The organism is Clostridium kluyveri (assembly GCF_001902295.1).
Classification (GTDB): Bacteria; Bacillota; Clostridia; order Clostridiales; family Clostridiaceae; genus Clostridium_B; species Clostridium_B kluyveri_B.
On record NZ_CP018335.1, the window covers coordinates 298,180 to 314,861 of the forward strand.

A 16,682-nucleotide genomic window follows, 5' to 3' on the forward strand; every position below is an offset into this window, starting at 1 on the left:
TTGTTTGAATTAAATAACTTTGATGCACTTCAAATAGGCTTAGCTTCACCAGAAAAAATAAGAGAATGGTCGAGAGGTGAGGTAAAGAAACCTGAAACAATAAATTATAGGACTCTAAAGCCAGAGAGAGATGGTTTATTTTGTGAAAGGATCTTTGGACCTCAAAAGGATTGGGAATGTCACTGTGGCAAGTATAAAAGGATTAGATATAAAGGTATAGTTTGTGATAGGTGCGGAGTAGAAGTAACTAAGGCAAAAGTAAGGCGTGAGAGAATGGGTCATATTGAACTGGCGGCTCCAGTATCTCATATATGGTATTTTAAGGGCATACCATCCCGTATGGGACTTATTTTAGATATGTCTCCAAGGGCTTTAGAAAAGGTGTTGTATTTTGCGTCTTATGTTGTTTTAGATCCAAAGGAAACTCAACTATTAAAAAAGCAATTGCTAACTGAAAAAGAATATAGGGAAGCCGTAGATAAATACGGAGAACAAAACTTTGTAGCTAGTATGGGAGCAGAATCTGTTAAAAAGCTTTTAGAGGAAATAGATCTTGAACAATTATCTTTGACATTAAAGGAAGATTTAAAAAATAGCACAGGACAAAAGAAAATAAGAATAATAAGAAGATTAGAAGTTGTTGAATCTTTTAGAAAATCCGGAAATAGGCCTGAATGGATGGTTATAGATGTAATTCCTGTTATACCACCAGATTTAAGACCTATGGTTCAATTAGACGGAGGAAGATTCGCCACTTCAGATTTAAATGATCTTTATAGAAGAGTTATAAATAGAAATAATAGACTTAAAAAATTATTGGATTTAGGAGCACCAGACATAATAGTAAGAAATGAAAAAAGAATGCTTCAGGAAGCAGTGGATGCTCTTATAGATAATGGGAGAAGGGGAAGGCCAGTAACTGGACCTGGAAATAGGCCATTAAAATCCTTATCAGATATGTTAAAGGGTAAGCAGGGAAGGTTTAGGCAAAATCTACTTGGAAAACGTGTTGACTACTCGGGACGTTCTGTTATAGTAGTTGGTCCTGAGCTCAAAATGTATCAATGTGGATTACCTAAAGAAATGGCACTTGAACTTTTTAAACCTTTTGTGATGAAAAAGTTGGTTGAAAGAGGATTAGCTCATAATATTAAAAGTGCAAAAAGAATGGTAGAACGGGTTCAAGCTCAAGTTTGGGATGTATTAGAGGAAGTAATATCTGATCATCCGGTGCTTTTAAATCGTGCTCCTACACTTCACAGATTGGGGATACAGGCATTTCAACCTGTACTTGTAGAAGGCAGGGCTATAAAACTTCATCCACTATCTTGTACAGCATATAATGCTGATTTTGATGGAGACCAGATGGCAGTTCATGTTCCGCTTTCAGTAGAAGCTCAATCAGAGGCTAGATTTTTAATGCTTGCTGCCCATAATATACTGAAACCTTCAGATGGTAAACCAGTAGTTGTACCAACACAGGATATGGTGTTGGGGTCATATTATCTAACTGTAGAAAGAGAAGGAGCCAAAGGAGAGGGAAGATACTTTTCTTTCCCAGATGAAGTAATAATGGCATATCAATTAAAACAAATTGATATAAATGCTAAAATAAAAGTGAAAATGACAAAAATTACAGATGGAAAATATATAAGTGGTATAATTGATGCTACGGCAGGAAAAATAATATTTAATGAATGTGTACCACAGGATCTGGGATTTGTAGATAGAAGTAAACCTGAGAATGAATTTAAACTAGAGATTGATTTTCTTGTAGCTAAGAAAAATTTAGGCAAAATAATAAATAAATGTTATATGAAACATGGAGCTACAAAAACATCTATAATGCTGGATAAAATAAAAGCACGAGGATATCACTATTCAACTATAAGTGGAATAACAGTTTCTACTTCGGATATGGAAGTACCTGAAGCTAAGAAAAGACTTCTAACTGAATCAGATGCAGCAGTTGATAAAATAGAAAAAATGTATAGAAGAGGTTTTATATCAGAAGATGAAAGATATCAAAGAGTTATAGAAAGATGGACTAAAACTACAGAGGATGTAGCAGATGAACTTATGAACAACCTAAATAAATTTAATCCTATATTTATGATGGCAGATTCAGGAGCTAGAGGTTCTAAAAGTCAAATTAAACAGTTGGCAGGGATGAGAGGACTTATGGCTAATCCATCAGGAAAAATAATAGAACTTCCAATAAGGGCATCTTTTAGGGAAGGATTAGATGTATTAGAATATTTTATATCAACTCATGGAGCAAGAAAAGGAAATGCAGACACTGCCTTAAAAACTGCAGATTCGGGATATCTGACTAGAAGACTTGTTGATGTAAGTCAGGATGTTATAGTTAGAGAAGAGGATTGTGGCACTTATGAAGGATATGATGTTTCAGAAATAAAAGAGGGCAATGAAGTAATAGAGAGTTTGTCAGAAAGGCTCACAGGAAGATATTCTGCAGAAGATATTATAGATCCTAATAATCACGAAATAATAGTACAAAAAGATACTTATATGGATTCAAAATTAGCAGATAGGATAGAAGCTTCAGGAATTAAAAAAGTAAAAATAAGATCTGTTTTTACCTGTAAATCAAGACATGGGGTATGCTCAAAATGTTATGGAATGAATATGGCTACTGCCCAGAAGATTGATATAGGTGAATCCGTAGGTATAATAGCAGCGCAAAGTATAGGAGAGCCTGGCACTCAGCTTACTATGAGGACTTTTCATACTGGAGGAGTTGCAGGGTCAGATATAACACAAGGTCTTCCAAGAGTTGAAGAATTATTTGAAGCTAGGAAACCTAAAGGGCTTGCTATAGTAAGTGAAGTTTCAGGTACTGTAAAAATGGAAGAGACTAAGAAAAAAAGAAGTGTTTCTGTAATTACAGAGGGTGGAGAAGAAGTAACTTATGATATACCGTTTGGATCAAGAATCAAAGTGTCAAATGGAGATTTAATAAGTGCAGGTGATGAAGTAACAGAAGGATCTGTAAATCCACATGATATATTAAGAATAAAAGGGGTTCAAGGAGTTAAAAATTATCTTCTATCTGAAGTTCAGAAAGTTTATAGACTTCAAGGTGTTGATATAAATGATAAACATCTTGAAGTGGTAATAAGACAAATGACAAGAAAAATTAAAATAGAAGAATCAGGAGATACGGAGCTATTGCCAGGAACAATGATTGATATATTTGATTTTGAAGAAGAAAATGCAAGAGTAGAAGCTAGTGGAGGAAGTGCAGCTCAAGGCAGAGTTGCTCTACTTGGAATAACTAAAGCAGCACTTGCCACTGAGTCTTTCCTTTCTGCAGCATCTTTCCAGGAAACTACAAGGGTACTTACAGATGCAGCTATAAAGGGGAAAATAGATCCTCTTCTAGGTTTAAAGGAGAATGTAATTATTGGTAAACTTATACCGGCAGGAACAGGTATGACTAGGTATAGATCAATAAAAATTAATACAGAAAATGAAGTGCAGGAAAATCAATTAGAAGCTTAATGTATAATTATTGACATAGTAATACTAAAATGATAAAATACATCTGTATGTTTTTTAAGAGACAAAGCATTACATACTTTGTCTCTATAGTATTGTAGGAGGGAATAAATAATGATTTATAGACTTACAGGAAATAAAGTTGTTGGTTTGAAGCAAACGGTTAAAGCTATAAAAAATAATAATGCCAAAACTGTTTATATAGCTAAGGATGCCGATGATAAGATAATACAGTCCGTAAAAACATTAATTACTCAGGATTCCCCGGCATTAGTTTATGTAGATACTATGAAAGAATTAGGTAAATTATGTGGTATAGATGTGGGAGCTGCTACAGCTGCTATATTAAAATAGTAATTTTTATCAAGTGATTCTTGGACTCAGGTGAAGTTTGCTATAGAGAAATATTATCTCCGCCTGAACCTCAGAAGAACTTATCCAGGCGCGTTATCTGTGCTTATCTCCTATTTTAAAGAAGATAGGAGTATTAGCTAATTTGGCGTTTGGATAAATTAAATGGCGTTTAACAATAAATTATTATAAATTTTTAAGTTATTATAAATCTATTTTAAAGGAGGTGTGAATATGCCAACAATAAGTCAATTAATAAGAAAAGGCAGGAAGACAGTAGCTTCAAAATCAACAGCACCAGCACTAAAAGAATGTCCTCAAAAAAGGGGAGTTTGTACAGTGGTAAAAACTACTACGCCTAAAAAACCAAATTCAGCTTTAAGAAAAATTGCTAGAGTTAGATTAACAAATGGATATGAGGTTAGTGCATATATTCCAGGTATAGGACATAACTTACAAGAACATAGTGTTGTTCTTATAAGGGGAGGAAGAGTTAAAGACCTCCCAGGTGTTAGATACCATATAGTAAGAGGAGCATTGGATTCAGCAGGAGTTGCTGACAGGCTACAGGGAAGATCAAAATACGGTGCTAAAAGACCTAAGCAGAAATAGTTTGGCTTAAGAAAATGTTGATAAAGGTGCTATGTCTTCAGCGTTTATATATATTTATTTTGCAGAAGTACTAAGCACTTTGCGGCTTTTTAAAAGTCGAGTACCGATGAACTTAAATTAAATTTTGTTAAGGAGGGAAGTAAAGTGGCGAGAAAAGGACATATAGGAAAAAGGGATGTGCTGCCAGATCCAGTATACAACAGTAAAGTTGTTACTAAATTGATAAACAATATAATGAAAGATGGCAAAAAAGGAGTAGCTCAAAAGATTTGTTATGGGGCTTTTGATATAATCGAACAAAAAACAAGTAAAGAACCAATAGAAGTTTTTGAGGAAGCAATGAATAATATAATGCCTCTTCTAGAGGTAAAGGCTAGAAGAATTGGTGGTGCAACATATCAAGTTCCAATAGAAGTTAGACCAGAAAGAAGACAGACATTAGGAATAAGATGGCTCCTTGTGGCATCGAGGAAACGAGGAGAAAAGTATATGAGAGAAAGGCTTGCAGCAGAGCTTATGGATGCAGCAAATAATACAGGTACAGCTGTTAAGAAAAGAGAAGATACTCATAAGATGGCTGAAGCTAATAAAGCCTTTGCACATTATAGGTATTAATATTCGAAACTGTTTTGGTAATTTTACTAAAGCAGTTTTATCAAATTTTAAATTTACACTTGCGAGGAGGAAAATTAAGTGGGAAGAGAATATCCGCTAGAAAAGTTCCGTAACATAGGAATAATGGCACATATTGATGCCGGAAAGACCACTACTACGGAACGTATACTTTTCTATACAGGAAGAACTCATAAAATAGGAGAAGTACATGAGGGGCAGGCTACTATGGACTGGATGGCCCAAGAACAGGAAAGAGGAATAACAATAACTTCAGCTGCCACTTTTTGTAAATGGAAAGGTTATGCTATAAATATAATAGATACACCAGGACACGTGGATTTTACTGTAGAGGTTGAGAGGTCTTTAAGAGTTCTTGATGGAGCTGTTACCGTCCTAGATGCTAAAAGTGGAGTAGAGCCGCAAACAGAAACTGTATGGAGGCAGGCAGACAACTATGGGGTTCCAAGATTGGTTTATGTAAATAAAATGGATTCAACTGGGGCAGACTTTTATATGTGTGTAAATACTTTAAGAGATAGACTTCACTGTAATGCCATACCTATTCAAATTCCAATAGGCTCAGAAAGTGAATTTAAAGGGATAGTTAATCTTGTAAAAAATGAAGCTATAATATATGAAGATGACTTGGGAACTGTTATGGACGAAGTTGAGATACCAGATAATTTAAAAGATGAAGCTGAAAAATATAGAACCGAATTAATTGAAGCAATATCTGAGTTAGATGAAGATATAATGATGAAGTATCTAGAAGGAGAAGAACTTACAGAGGAAGAAATAGTATCTGCAATTAGAAAAGGCGTTATTTCAAACAAGATAGTACCAGTTTTATGTGGCTCTTCTTATAAGAATAAAGGTGTACAGCCAATGATAGATGCAGTAGTTGATTTTATGCCTTCACCACTTGATATACCTCCTATAAAGGGCACTAATCCTGAAACAGGAGAAGAAACTGATAGACCGGCAGATGATAACCAACCATTATCAGCATTAGCGTTTAAAATTGCAACAGATCCATTTGTAGGTAAGTTGGCATTTACAAGAATTTATTCAGGAATTATGAAGAGCGGCACTTATGTGTATAACTCAACAAAGGGGAAAAAGGAAAGAATAGCAAGACTTGTAAAAATGCACTCAAACCGAAGAGAAGAAGTTGATGAACTTCGTGCAGGTGATTTAGGAGCTATAGTAGGATTAAAAGATACTACAACAGGGAATACACTTTGTGATGAGCAGAATGCTGTAGTACTTGAAAGTATGGAATTTCCAGAACCTGTTATACATGTTGCCATAGAACCTAAGACAAAAGCTGGTCAAGAGAAAATGGGTATTGCACTTTCAAAACTCGCAGAAGAAGATCCGACATTTAAGACTCATACAGACCAAGAAACAGGACAGACAATTATATCTGGAATGGGTGAACTTCATTTGGAGATAATTGTAGATAGACTTCAAAGAGAATTTAAGGTGGAGTGCAATGTTGGTAAACCACAGGTTGCTTATAAGGAAACTATTAGAAAAACCGTTAAAGCAGAAGGTAAATTTGTTAGACAGTCTGGTGGACATGGTCAATATGGTCATTGTTGGATAGAGATGTCACCTTCCGAAGAAGGATATTCATTTGAAAATGCTATAGTGGGAGGAACTATTCCAAGGGAATATATTTCACCAATTGATGAAGGAATAAAGCAGGCTTCTGAAACTGGAACAGTAGCGGGGTATCCTGCTATAAACTTCAAGGTAAAATTATATGATGGTTCTTATCATGATGTGGATTCTTCAGAAATGGCATTTAAAATTGCTGCATCTATGGCATTTAAAAATGCTATGTCAAAAGCAGATCCAGTTTTACTTGAACCAATGATGAGAGTTGAAGTTACAGTACCAGAGGAATATATGGGAGATGTAATAGGCGACATAAATTCAAGAAGAGGAAGAATTGAAGGAATGGATCCAAGAGCAGGAGCACAAGTTATAAGATCTTTTGTTCCGCTTTCTGAAATGTTTGGATATGCAACTGTACTTAGATCAAGAACACAAGGTAGAGGAGTATATTCTATGACATTTGATCATTATGAAGAGGTTCCAAAGAGTATTCAAGAAAAGATTACAGGAGAAAAGAAATAATTAATTTTAAATAATATACTGATCTATTTAAGGAGGAAGAAGTAATGTCAAAAGAAAAGTTTGAGAGAACAAAACCACATGTAAACATAGGAACAATAGGACACGTAGACCACGGTAAGACAACATTGACAGCAGCAATAACAATGGTATTAGCAAAAGAAGGTAAGGCATCAGCAACAAAGTATGATGAAATAGATAAGGCACCGGAAGAAAAAGAAAGAGGAATAACAATAAATACAGCACACGTAGAATATGAGACAGAAAGCAGACATTATGCACATGTAGATTGTCCAGGACATGCAGACTATGTAAAGAACATGATAACAGGGGCAGCACAAATGGACGGAGCAATACTTGTAGTAAGTGCAGCAGATGGTCCAATGCCTCAGACAAGAGAACACATACTGCTGGCAAGTAGGGTAGGGGTACAGTATATAGTAGTGTTTTTAAATAAATCAGACCAGGTAGATGATCCTGAATTAATAGAATTAGTAGAAATGGAAGTAAGAGAACTATTAAGTGAATATGGATTCCCAGGAGACGATGTTCCAATAGTAGTAGGAAGTGCATTGAAGGTAATTGAGAACCCAGATGATGCAGAAGCAACTAAATGTATATATGAATTAATGGAAGCAGTAGATACTTATATACCAACACCAGAGAGACCAGTAGATAAGCCATTCTTAATGCCAATAGAAGATGTATTCACAATAACAGGAAGAGGAACAGTAGCTACAGGAAGAGTAGAAAGTGGAGTGCTTAAGGTAGGAGACGAAGTAGAGATAGTAGGATTAAAGGAAGAGAAGAAGAAGACAGTATGTACGGGAGTAGAAATGTTTAGAAAGCTTCTAGATCAGGCTATGGCAGGAGATAATATAGGAGCATTATTAAGAGGAATACAGAGAGAAGAAATAGAGAGAGGACAGGTATTATCAAAGCCTGGTTCAGTAAAGCCACATAAGAAATTTGTAGGTCAGGTGTATGTATTAAAGAAAGAAGAAGGCGGAAGACACACACCATTTTTTAATGGATATAGACCACAGTTTTATTTTAGAACAACAGATGTAACAGGTTCAATATCATTACCAGAGGGAGTAGAAATGGTAATGCCAGGAGATCATATAGATATGAATGTAGAACTTATAACACCTGTTGCAATGCATGAAGGATTGAGATTTGCAATAAGAGAAGGTGGCAGAACAGTTGGTTCAGGTGTTGTTACTACAGTGTCTGAATAAGTGTGTTAAGGGAAATTTCAAGGTAATAGCATTTTGATGAAAAGGAAAGAGGCAGCTCTTTCCTTAATTTAAGCAGTTATTAATGCACCTTATGTTGCTTATTTAAAAGTATAAATTTTTACTTGTCAGAAGTAAGAATTTAGTGTATACTTAAGAGGTTGTGAGGTTATAACAGCGATGAGGCAAGAGGTTGCCGGGCTTCCGGGTAATTCTTGACTGAGTATGCCAAGGTCTTGAACTAGGCGACGGTTATTTTATAAGGTGTTCTTTACGTTAAAATATATGAAACGCCTGGAACAGTTTATAGAATATATCCGCTGTTGTACGTAAGAAGTATAGCGTGCATGAAAAGGAGGGAAAAAATAATGGCAAAACAAAAAATAAGAATAAGGCTGAAAGCTTTCGATCACACCATACTTGATCAATCATCTGAAAAGATAGTAGAAACTGCCAAGTCTACAGGAGCAAAGGTAGCAGGACCTGTACCGTTACCTACAGAAAAAGATGTGGTTACAATTCTAAGAGCCCCACATAAATATAAAGATTCAAGAGAACAATTTGAGATAAGAACTCATAAAAGACTTATAGATATAATAAGTCCATCCCCAAAAACTGTTGATGCTTTAATGAGACTTGATTTACCGGCGGGTGTCGATATTGAGATAAAATTATAAAAATGCGATTGTAATAAAGTATTATTACTAACTATTATGACCGTTTATTTTAAACGATCCGCTAATATGTTTAGGAGGTGTATATAAATGAAAAAAGCCATATTGGGTAAAAAATTAGGTATGACCCAGATATTTAATGAAAATGGTAGAGTAGTTCCTGTTACAGTAATTGAAGCAGGACCTTGTGTAGTTGTACAAAAGAAGACTGAGGAAAAGGACGGTTATAAATCTATACAGATTGGTTTTGGGGATATAAGAGAGAAGCTTGTAAACAAACCATTAAAAGGTCATTTTGCAAAGTCAGGAGTTTCATTAAAAAGATTCTTAAAAGAATTTAAAGTTGATAATATAGATGAATATGAAATAGGGCAAGAAATAAAGGCAGATATTTTTGCAGAAGGAGACAGGATTGATGTATCCGGTGTCTCAAAGGGTAAGGGGTTCCAGGGAGTAATAAGAAGATGGAATGCTCAAAGAGGACCTATGTCTCATGGTTCGAAATTCCATAGGGCTGTTGGTTCAATGGGGGCTTCTTCTGATCCATCCAGGACTTTTAAGAACAAGAAAATGCCAGGACATATGGGAAATAAGAATACTACTGTATTAAATCTACAAGTCGCAAAAGTCATTCCTGAAAAAAATATTATTTTGATAAAAGGTGGAGTACCAGGTCCTAACAAGAGTTTTGTGTCAATAAAAGATACAGTTAAGGCTTAATTTTATTAGAAAGGAGGATGCAGAATGCCTATAGTAGGATTATTTAATAAAGAAGGTCAAAAAATTACGGATTTTGAGTTGTCAGATAAAGTATTTGGAGTTGAAGTAAATCAATACGTTATGCACCAAGTAGTTGTAGCGTTACTTGCCAATAAAAGACAGGGAACACAGTCAGCAAAGACTAGAGCTGAAGTTTCCGGAGGTGGAATTAAGCCTTGGAGACAAAAGGGAACTGGTAGAGCAAGACAGGGTTCTATAAGATCACCTCAATGGATTCATGGTGGTATAGTTTTCGCAGTGAAACCTAGAAGTTATAGAATTTCGGTTCCTAAGTCAGCAAGAAGGTTAGCTATGAAATCTGCTCTATCAAGTAAAGTTGAAGAGAATCAGATAGTGGTACTTGAAAGTTTAGAGATGGATGCTCCAAAAACAAAAGAAGTGATAAAAATGTTAGATGCTTTTGAAGCTAAAAAGACATTAATTGTTACGGCAGAATCAAATCAAAATGTATATAAGTCAGCAAGAAATATACAGGGAGTATCGGTAATTCCTGTTAATAATTTGAATGTATATGACTTGTTAAAGTTTGAGAAGCTTATAATAACTAAGGATGCTGTATCAAAAATTGAGGAGGTGTATGCATAATGAAATATACCAATTATGATATCATAAGAAGGCCTGTTATAACTGAAAAAAGCATGGGCGCTATGAATGAAAAAAAATACACCTTTATAGTTGATATACGTGCTAATAAGTCAATGATAAAGAGAGCTATTGAGGATGTTTTTGGAGTGACCGTTGAAACTGTAAATACATCAAGATATAAAGGAAAGAAAAAAAGAGTAGGTGTCCATATAGGAAAAAGACCAGACTATAAAAAAGCCATTGTTAAACTCACAGAAGAAAGTAAAACAATAGAATTTTTTGAAGGAATACAATAATAGATAAAGCAGTTATTGGAGAAATCCAGATAAGCGAAAAAAGGAGGGAATACCGGTTATGGCAGTTAAGGGATTTAGACCTACCACACCTTCAAGAAGGCATATGACTGTAAACACATTTGAAGAAATAACTACAGATATACCAGAAAAATCACTTCTTGTGGCACTGAAAAGAAGTGGTGGTAGGAATGCTCACGGTAAAATAACAGTTCGTCATATAGGTGGCGGGGCAAAACGGAAATATAGAATAATAGATTTTAAAAGAAACAAAGATGGAATACCAGCAAAGGTATCAACTATAGAATATGATCCTAACAGATCAGCATTTATAGCTCTTGTGACTTATGCAGATGGTGAAAAAAGATATATAATAGCTCCGGTTGGATTAAAAGTTGGTAATGTTATAGTATCAGGTGCAGATTCAGATATAAAGGTAGGAAATTGTCTTCCAATTGTTAACATACCTGTAGGTACAACAATTCATAACATAGAATTGCAGGCAGGAAAAGGAGCACAACTTGTAAGATCAGCAGGAACTTCAGCTCAGCTTATGGCTAAAGAGGGGAAATATGCTACTTTGAGACTTCCAAGTGGTGAGGTAAGATATGTAAGAATAGAATGTAGGGCAACAATAGGTACAGTTTCAAATTTAACACATGAAATAATTAACATAGGTAAAGCAGGTAGAAAAAGACATATGGGAATAAGACCCACAGTTAGAGGTTCTGTAATGAATCCTAATGACCATCCACATGGTGGTGGAGAAGGAAAATCGCCAGTAGGACATCCGGGACCGCTCACTCCATGGGGTAAACCTGCATTAGGATTGAAGACTAGAAAAAACAAGAAATATTCAGATAAATTTATAATTAAAAGAAAGAATAAAAAGTAATTTGAAGAGAATACACATTCTCTTCGTTGATTTAAGTAAAAAGATTGAATTTATAAGATATAATAAAAATAAGTTGTTTTTATATGAATTTAGTAAAGTTTTATTTGGATAGATTGTATGAAGGGAGGCTAAAAAGTGAGCAGATCAGTAAAAAAAGGACCGTTTGTCCAGGAATCACTTTTAAAAAAGATAAATGAATTGAATAAAAAAGGCGAGAAAAAAGTTATAAAAACTTGGTCACGAAGTTCAACTATATTTCCTCAGATGATAGGTCATACTATAGCAGTACATGATGGAAGAAAGCATGTTCCTGTATATATATCAGAAGATATGGTAGGACATAAATTAGGAGAATTTGCATTAACTAGAACATACAGGGGACACGTTAATAAAACTGAAAAAACAACTCGTGTTTCTAGATAGTTTGAAAGGAGGGAATAGGTAAGATGGAAGCTAAGGCTATAGCTAAATATGTAAGAATGTCCTCAATGAAAGTAAGAGTTGTACTTAATTTGGTGAGAGGCAAAAATGTAAATGAAGCTTTTGCCATATTAAAATATACTCCAAGAGATGCGGCTGTAGTGGTTAATAAACTTTTAAAATCAGCAGTTGCTAATGCAGAGAATAATTTAGATTTAAATAGAGATACTTTATATATTTCAGAGGCATATGCTTGTGAAGGGCCTACATTAAAAAGATTTCAACCACATGCTCAAGGAAGGGCTTTTAGAATCAATAAAAGAAGTAGTCATATAACTTTAATAGTTAAGGAAAGAGAGTAAGAAGGAGGGAAACAGATGGGACAAAAAGTACATCCGCACGGCTTAAGGGTTGGTATAATTAAAGAATGGGATGCCAAATGGTATGCAGATAAGAAAAATTTCGCAGATAATCTAGTTGAAGATAATAAAATTAGAAAATTTGTAAAGAAAAAAGGCGCCATAGCAGGAATTTCAAAGATCCAAATTGAAAGAGCAGCTAAAAGAATTAAGTTAAATATATTTACAGCTAAGCCTGGAATGATAATAGGAAAAGGCGGTCAGGGAATTGAAGCTTTGAAAACAGAATTGAAGAAGATAGTTCCAGATAAAGTTATACTTATAAATATAGTTGAGGTAAAGGTAGCGGAGGCTGATGCTCAACTTATGGCGGAAAATATAGCACTGCAGCTTGAAAAAAGAATTTCTTTTAGGAGAGCAATGAAGCAGACAATACAAAGAGCAATGAAATCAGGAGTTAAAGGAGTTAAGACTACATGTTCAGGAAGACTTGGTGGTGCTGAAATAGCAAGATCAGAATCCTATCATGAAGGAACAATTCCATTACAGACTTTAAGGGCCGATATAGGCTATGGGTTTGCAGAAGCAGATACTACATACGGTAAAATAGGAGTAAAGGTATGGGTATATAAAGGAGAAGTGCTTCCTGCTAAAAAACCTATTGAGAACAAGGAAGAAGCTAAAGCATAGGGAAGGAGGAATAACGTATGTTAATGCCTAAGAAAGTGAAGCATCGTAAGGTACAGCGAGGTAGAATGAAAGGCAAAGCTACAAGGGGTAATTCTATAGCATATGGAGATTACGCTATACAGGCTACGGAATGTGCTTGGATAACAAATAATCAGATAGAATCAGCTAGAATAGCTATAAATAGATATATTAGAAGAGGAGGAAAACTTTGGATAAAAATTTTCCCTGATAAACCTGTTACAGAAAAACCTGCAGAAACACGTATGGGTTCTGGTAAGGGTTCACCAGAATACTGGGTAGCAGTTGTTAAACCAGGCAGAATATTGTTTGAATTATCAGGTGTTCCAGAGGAGACAGCCAGAGAAGCAATGAGACTTGCATCACACAAATTACCTATAAAAACTAAATTCGTGACAAAGAGAGATTTTGAAGAAGTGGGTGGTGAAAGCGATGAAGGCTAGAGAATTACAGGAACTAAGACAAGGCAGTAGCCCTCAAGACTTACAGGAAAAGGTACAGGATCTTAAATCAGAATTATTTAATTTAAGGTTTCAATTGGCAACAGGTCAATTGGAGAATCCTATGAGAATAAGGGAAGTTAAAAAATCTATAGCCCAAATTAAGACCATCCTTAGAGAAAAAGAGCTAAGGGCGTTTGAACAATAGGTTGAAAGGAGGTTTATTCGTGGAAAGAGGATATAGAAAAACAAGAATAGGAACAGTTACTTCTGATAAAATGAATAAGACTATAGTGGTGGCAGTTGAGAACAAAGTTCGTCATCCATTATATGGTAAAATAATTAAAAAGACTAGTAAATTTAAAGCTCATGATGAAAATAATGAGGCAAAGAATAATGATAAAGTATTAATAATGGAAACTAGACCTTTATCAAAAGATAAAAGATGGAGGCTTGTAGAAATAGTAGAAAAAGCTAAATAGTATAGCTGAAAGGAGGGTGTTTTTAATGATTCAGCAACAGACATTATTGAAGGTTGCAGATAATTCTGGCGCCAAGGAAATTATGTGCATAAGAGTTTTAGGTGGATCCAAAAGAAAATGGGGAAACATTGGTGATATAATAGTTGCTAGCGTTAAAAGTGCAACACCAGGCGGTGTTGTTAAAAAAGGAGAAGTTGTTAAGGCTGTTATTGTTAGATCTGCAAGAGGCCTAAGGAGAACAGATGGTTCATATATAAAATTTGATGAGAATGCTGCTGTTATAATAAAAGAAGATAAACAACCGAGAGGAACTCGTATCTTTGGACCGGTTGCAAGAGAGCTAAGGGATAAAGATTTTACAAAAATATTATCATTAGCACCTGAAGTTCTATAAAGTAAGGAGGTGGCTGAAATGACAAAAGTACATGTTAGAAAAAAAGATACGGTAATGGTTATTTCTGGAAAAGATAAAGGGAAAACAGGTGAAGTTTTAGCTGTAATGCCTAAAGTAAGTAAAGTCCTTGTTAGTGGTATTAACATAGTTTCAAAACATCAAAAACCTAATAAGCAAAATATGGAAGGCGGCATAATTCGTAAGGAAGCTCCTATATATAGCTCAAAAGTAATGCTGTATTGCGAAAAATGCAAAAGTGTAACTAGAATAAGTCATAAAATATTAGAGGATGGAACAAAAGTTAGGGTATGTAAAAAGTGCGGAGAAACACTATAAATCTTTGAAAGGAGGCCCAAAGCATGAGTTTAAGGTTACAGGAAAAATATAAAAAAGAAGTAGTTCCAGCATTAATGGACAAATTTGGTTATAAAAATATAATGCAGGCACCAAAACTTGAAAAGATAGTTATAAATATGGGTGTGGGAGAAGCTAAAGATAATCCAAAAGTCTTAGAATCAGCAGTTAATGATTTAACTATAATTACGGGACAGAAACCAGTGCTCACCAGGGCAAAAAAATCAATAGCGAATTTTAAATTAAGAGAAAACATGGCCATAGGGTGTAAAGTTACTTTAAGAAAGCAATATATGTATGAATTTGCAGATAAACTGATGAATGTTGCATTACCAAGAGTTAGAGATTTTTCTGGAATATCTGATAAATCTTTTGATGGTAGAGGAAATTATTCATTAGGAATTAAAGAACAATTAATATTTCCAGAGATAGAATATGATAAAATAGACAAAGTTAGAGGTATGGATATAGTTTTTGTTACTACTGCCAATACTGATGAGGAAGCAAAAGAATTATTAAGATTATTTGGAATGCCATTTGCTCAAAAATAAGGAGGGAGAAATGTGGCGCGTAAAGCTTTAATAGAAAAATGGAAAAAGACGCCTAAGTATGCGACTAAAGCTTATACAAGATGTAGAATATGCGGAAGACCTCATGCTGTGTTAAAAAAGTATGGTATATGTCGTATATGTTTTAGAGAATTAGCATATAAAGGTGAAATACCAGGTTGTAAAAAAGCAAGTTGGTAATTATTAGTTATTGATGAAAGGAGGCACAATCAATGGTAATGACTGATCCTATAGCAGATTTACTTACACGTATAAGAAATGCCAATGTTGTTAGACATGAAATAGTGGAAGTACCTTCTTCAACTATTAAAAAGGCAGTATTAAACATAATGCTTCAGGAAGGGTATATAAAAAATTTAGAGGAATATGCAGATGGTTCTGTTAATATGATAAGACTTTCAATGAAATATGGTAAGAATAAAGAGAGAGTTATAACTGGACTCAAGAGGATATCTAAACCGGGATTAAGAGTTTATTGTAGAAAAGAAGAAATTCCTAAAGTTTTAAATGGACTAGGAGTTGCAATAATATCTACTTCTAAAGGAATTGTTACAGATAGAGAGGCAAGAAAATTAGGTGTAGGTGGAGAAGTACTTTGCTACATATGGTAGTTCTGGGTGTAATATAAAATTTGTGAAAGATATAAATGATTATTTATTGCTAAACAAGGAGTACAGGAGGTGTAATTATGTCAAGAATAGGAAAACTTCCAATAGCTATTCCAGCTGGCGTGACTTTTACCGTAACACCAGATAATGTGGTTACGGTAAAAGGAAGTAAAGGCCAACTTGTGAAAGCTATGACAAAAGATATTAATATTACTGTTGAAAATGATTCAGTAGTAGTTACAAGAAATAATGATGAAAAGAAATCGAGATCCCTTCATGGATTAACTAGAGCATTGATAAATAATATGGTTGTGGGCGTAACTGAGGGATATTCAAAAACATTGGAACTAATCGGTGTAGGATATAGAGCTCAATTGCAAGGAAAAAAATTAGTTATGAATTTAGGATTTTCACATCCAGTTGAGATAGAAGCAGTTGAAGGAGTAACTTTTGAAACACCAGCTGCCACAAAAGTTGTAATAAAAGGTATTGATAAAGAACTGGTTGGGAATGTTGCGGCAGACATAAGGTCTTGGAGAAAACCTGAACCTTATAAGGGAAAAGGAATTAAGTATGATAATGAAGTTATAAGACGTAAAGAAGGAAAAACAGGTAAGAAGTAGTAGAAAGGAGTGAGTTTC

Annotated in this window: 23 protein-coding genes; all 23 read left to right on the forward strand. The window is 34.7% G+C overall.

Features of this window, described 5'->3' with window-relative positions; genetic code table 11:
• The 23 genes from rpoC (at position 1) to rplF (ending at position 16,664) form a co-directional block, all read left to right on the forward strand.
• Entirely contained in the window at positions 1–3,525 is a 3,525-nt protein-coding gene (rpoC, locus tag BS101_RS01705) for a DNA-directed RNA polymerase subunit beta' (RefSeq protein WP_073537252.1), read from the forward strand.
• 111 nt (positions 3,526–3,636) lie between these two features.
• On the forward strand, positions 3,637–3,876 hold the full coding sequence (locus BS101_RS01710) for a ribosomal L7Ae/L30e/S12e/Gadd45 family protein (protein WP_011988798.1): 240 nt from the start codon (positions 3,637–3,639) through the stop codon (positions 3,874–3,876).
• A gap of 231 nt (positions 3,877–4,107) precedes the next feature.
• Positions 4,108–4,485, forward strand: coding sequence for a 30S ribosomal protein S12 (gene rpsL, locus BS101_RS01715; RefSeq protein WP_011988799.1), 378 nt, complete (start codon positions 4,108–4,110; stop codon positions 4,483–4,485).
• A 144-nt stretch (positions 4,486–4,629) separates the two neighbouring features.
• Complete coding sequence (rpsG, locus tag BS101_RS01720) at positions 4,630–5,100, forward strand: 30S ribosomal protein S7 (protein WP_073537253.1); 471 nt, start codon at positions 4,630–4,632, stop codon at positions 5,098–5,100.
• 78 nt (positions 5,101–5,178) lie between these two features.
• The gene (gene fusA / locus BS101_RS01725) at positions 5,179–7,245 is read left to right on the forward strand and encodes an elongation factor G (protein WP_073537254.1); all 2,067 of its coding nucleotides are present in this window, start codon (positions 5,179–5,181) and stop codon (positions 7,243–7,245) included.
• Between the two features lie 44 nt (positions 7,246–7,289).
• Positions 7,290–8,483 carry an elongation factor Tu gene (gene tuf / locus BS101_RS01730; RefSeq protein WP_073537247.1) on the forward strand — a complete coding sequence of 398 codons (1,194 nt, stop codon included), beginning with the start codon at positions 7,290–7,292 and terminating at the stop codon, positions 8,481–8,483.
• 362 nt (positions 8,484–8,845) lie between these two features.
• The gene (gene rpsJ / locus BS101_RS01735; RefSeq protein ID WP_431732549.1) at positions 8,846–9,157 is read left to right on the forward strand and encodes a 30S ribosomal protein S10; all 312 of its coding nucleotides are present in this window, start codon (positions 8,846–8,848) and stop codon (positions 9,155–9,157) included.
• Between the two features lie 87 nt (positions 9,158–9,244).
• On the forward strand, positions 9,245–9,874 hold the full coding sequence (gene rplC / locus BS101_RS01740; protein WP_073537255.1) for a 50S ribosomal protein L3: 630 nt from the start codon (positions 9,245–9,247) through the stop codon (positions 9,872–9,874).
• Positions 9,875–9,898: 24 nt separating this feature from the next.
• Positions 9,899–10,519, forward strand: coding sequence for a 50S ribosomal protein L4 (gene rplD, locus BS101_RS01745; RefSeq protein ID WP_073537256.1), 621 nt, complete (start codon positions 9,899–9,901; stop codon positions 10,517–10,519).
• Positions 10,519–10,815 (forward strand): 50S ribosomal protein L23, encoded by a 297-nt coding sequence (gene rplW / locus BS101_RS01750; RefSeq protein WP_011988805.1) that lies wholly within the window; start codon positions 10,519–10,521, stop codon positions 10,813–10,815. The genes rplD and rplW overlap by 1 nt, the downstream gene beginning before the upstream one ends.
• A 58-nt stretch (positions 10,816–10,873) precedes the next feature.
• A complete protein-coding gene (gene rplB / locus BS101_RS01755; protein WP_073537257.1) occupies positions 10,874–11,707 on the forward strand; it encodes a 50S ribosomal protein L2 in 834 nt (277 codons plus the stop codon).
• 135 nt (positions 11,708–11,842) lie between these two features.
• Complete coding sequence (gene rpsS, locus BS101_RS01760; RefSeq protein WP_073537258.1) at positions 11,843–12,130, forward strand: 30S ribosomal protein S19; 288 nt, start codon at positions 11,843–11,845, stop codon at positions 12,128–12,130.
• Between the two features lie 23 nt (positions 12,131–12,153).
• Entirely contained in the window at positions 12,154–12,489 is a 336-nt protein-coding gene (gene rplV / locus BS101_RS01765; protein WP_011988808.1) for a 50S ribosomal protein L22, read from the forward strand.
• A 15-nt stretch (positions 12,490–12,504) separates the two neighbouring features.
• Positions 12,505–13,176, forward strand: coding sequence for a 30S ribosomal protein S3 (gene rpsC, locus BS101_RS01770; RefSeq protein WP_073537259.1), 672 nt, complete (start codon positions 12,505–12,507; stop codon positions 13,174–13,176).
• A gap of 17 nt (positions 13,177–13,193) precedes the next feature.
• Positions 13,194–13,637: a 50S ribosomal protein L16 gene (gene rplP, locus BS101_RS01775; protein WP_011988810.1), complete on the forward strand. Its 444-nt coding sequence runs from the start codon at positions 13,194–13,196 to the stop codon at positions 13,635–13,637.
• Positions 13,627–13,842 (forward strand): 50S ribosomal protein L29, encoded by a 216-nt coding sequence (rpmC, locus tag BS101_RS01780; RefSeq protein ID WP_011988811.1) that lies wholly within the window; start codon positions 13,627–13,629, stop codon positions 13,840–13,842. Before rplP ends, rpmC begins: the two co-directional genes overlap by 11 nt.
• 19 nt (positions 13,843–13,861) lie before the next feature.
• Positions 13,862–14,116: a 30S ribosomal protein S17 gene (gene rpsQ / locus BS101_RS01785; protein ID WP_073537260.1), complete on the forward strand. Its 255-nt coding sequence runs from the start codon at positions 13,862–13,864 to the stop codon at positions 14,114–14,116.
• A 25-nt stretch (positions 14,117–14,141) separates the two neighbouring features.
• Complete coding sequence (gene rplN / locus BS101_RS01790; RefSeq protein ID WP_011988813.1) at positions 14,142–14,510, forward strand: 50S ribosomal protein L14; 369 nt, start codon at positions 14,142–14,144, stop codon at positions 14,508–14,510.
• Between the two features lie 18 nt (positions 14,511–14,528).
• The gene (gene rplX / locus BS101_RS01795; protein ID WP_073537261.1) at positions 14,529–14,846 is read left to right on the forward strand and encodes a 50S ribosomal protein L24; all 318 of its coding nucleotides are present in this window, start codon (positions 14,529–14,531) and stop codon (positions 14,844–14,846) included.
• A gap of 23 nt (positions 14,847–14,869) precedes the next feature.
• Positions 14,870–15,415, forward strand: a complete 546-nt coding sequence (gene rplE, locus BS101_RS01800) for a 50S ribosomal protein L5 (RefSeq protein WP_073537262.1) — start codon at positions 14,870–14,872, stop codon at positions 15,413–15,415.
• A gap of 12 nt (positions 15,416–15,427) precedes the next feature.
• A complete protein-coding gene (locus BS101_RS01805; protein WP_011988816.1) occupies positions 15,428–15,613 on the forward strand; it encodes a type Z 30S ribosomal protein S14 in 186 nt (61 codons plus the stop codon).
• Positions 15,614–15,645: 32 nt separating this feature from the next.
• Positions 15,646–16,044 carry a 30S ribosomal protein S8 gene (gene rpsH, locus BS101_RS01810; protein WP_073537263.1) on the forward strand — a complete coding sequence of 133 codons (399 nt, stop codon included), beginning with the start codon at positions 15,646–15,648 and terminating at the stop codon, positions 16,042–16,044.
• Between the two features lie 77 nt (positions 16,045–16,121).
• Positions 16,122–16,664, forward strand: coding sequence for a 50S ribosomal protein L6 (rplF, locus tag BS101_RS01815; RefSeq protein WP_073537264.1), 543 nt, complete (start codon positions 16,122–16,124; stop codon positions 16,662–16,664).
• Positions 16,665–16,682: the final 18 nt, after the last annotated feature.